The 1,947-nt window shown below is 53.2% G+C and carries 2 protein-coding genes; both read left to right on the top strand.

Annotation, left to right across the window (positions count from 1 at the left end; translation table 11 throughout):
• The coding region (locus WBQ70_RS12245; protein WP_423914636.1) for a helicase-related protein at positions 1-964 on the top strand (964 nt) is incomplete at its 5' end.
• A 91-nt stretch (positions 965-1,055) separates the two neighbouring features.
• Entirely contained in the window at positions 1,056-1,763 is a 708-nt protein-coding gene (locus WBQ70_RS12240) for a DUF1361 domain-containing protein (protein WP_423914633.1), read from the top strand.
• The last annotated feature ends 184 nt before the right edge of the window (positions 1,764-1,947 follow it).

The raw sequence follows: 1,947 nt of genomic DNA, 5'->3' as shown, positions 1-1,947 counted from the left end.
GGGTTTCCTGGGCGATATCATGGCGATCATGAAATCAATCCCGGAGGATCGGCAGACGCTGATGTTTTCGGCGACCATGCCGCCCAAAATCGGCGAATTGGCCAAGCGCATTCTACGCGATCCGGGCGAGATCAAGCTTTCAGTTTCCAAACCCGCCGAGGGCATCGACCAGCAGTTCTACATGGCGACGGAAAACCAGAAGCTACCCCTGTTGATCCATTTGCTGAAAGAAGCCAATAATCCCAGTCTGGTACTGTTCACGTCCCGCCGCTCGTCGGTGGATACCATCGTGCGCGCTTTGCGTCGGAAGGGCTTCAAAGCTGAGGGCATTTCCTCCGACTCGGAGCAAGCCCAACGGGAAATCGTGCTGCGGGATTTCAAGAACCGGGAATTTCCGATTCTGGTCGCGACCGACGTACTTTCGCGCGGCATCGACATCGACAACCTCAGCCATGTGGTCAACTACGACCTACCCCGCGACCCCGAGGATTACGTCCACCGCATTGGCCGCACGGCCCGCGCCGAATCGAAGGGTACCTCTATCACCTTCATCGGTGAAATGGATAAGCGCGGTGTACAGAATATCGAGCGACTGCTCGAACGCTCCGTTTCTATCATTTCTATTACTGAAGAGTTAGGCCTAGGCACGGCCCCGGTATTCGGAAGCCGGAGTAGCTCGCCCGAACGAGGTCGTCCGGGCGGACGACATTCCGGTTCCAAGAGTACCTCTTCCCGTGCCACTACTCCCCGAAATGCAACCGATTCTCGCTCAGCCGCTCCGCGGAAGCCATCCGAAGCACGTGCTGAATCAACCACGGAGGGAGGAGAGGCCAAGCGTCGACGGAAGCCGCGTAACAATCGGAACAAAAAGAAGGAGCCCTCTGGTGAATCGTCGGGACAGGCTGATGTCAAATCGGCTGATGTGGCTAAAAACAGCACGTGGATGGTGATTTGGAAAGAATAAAGTTGACTGGATTGGGATTTTTTGCCAAAATCAAATTCACGCCCCGTTTGCTTCGTTCTTCCCCAATTAACCCTTTCCCAATTCAGAAGCTTTGAAACGTAGTTCGTCTTGGTGGCAAAGGGCTCGTTTCAGTATCGCTGAACCGCCCATTCTTTCGCTGGAAAGTATCTATCCCCTGCTCATGTTGGCGGTGTTGAGCCTACTGGCTTTGGCTTTTCACTTTATCCGCATCCAGTTTAGCGAAGCCGTTGATTTTTCGCTCGACTGGAACCTGTTGCTGAGCTGGATTCCGCTGCTCATTGCATTTTTTGCCAAAGCAATCTCCAAACGATTTGGCCCCCTACCGCTGGTAGTAGGGATACTGAGTGTAGTATGGCTGGCGTTTTTCCCCAATGCCCCCTACATGATTACCGATCTGGTGCATTTGTCGGTCAACTACGAGAGCGACCGCACCTGGCACGATACCATCATGCTGTTCTACTATGCCCAAATCAGCCTGATCAACGGTTTGGTGTCGCTGTATTGGTTTCATGGTACCTGGAACCGGACCTACTCCAAACGCACGGGGACGATTTTACTCTTTCTAAGTTTTCCACTCGGTGGGCTGGGGGTTTTTCTCGGGCGAATTTTGCGGCTCAACAGCTGGGATTTTTTTCATAAGCCCGGCCAGTTCTTTCTCAATGTTTTTGAAAACCTCAACGACCGGACCGCCCTGCTGCTGATCGTGGAATTTGGTATGCTACTGGGTACCCTCTACTTTGTACTATGGGGCCTGCTCAGGTTCAGAGTCAGAAGGTAAAATAGAACTTCGTAATAACTTCCCATCCTACCACCGCACCAGCTTGAATTCCCAGTCGGGTACCTTCTTGCGCATTTCTACTAGATCGTCGCGTTTCCTGATTTCGCGTTGCTAGGCATTACGCACCACATGCGTGGCAAACCACGCCCGGCACTCGTCCAGACTGGATTGGCCCGATGCTACT

This window comes from Flavobacterium sp., assembly GCF_049590715.1.
Classification (GTDB): Bacteria; Bacteroidota; Bacteroidia; order Flavobacteriales; family Flavobacteriaceae; genus Flavobacterium.
This window is presented reverse-complemented; position numbering and strand designations above follow the sequence as displayed.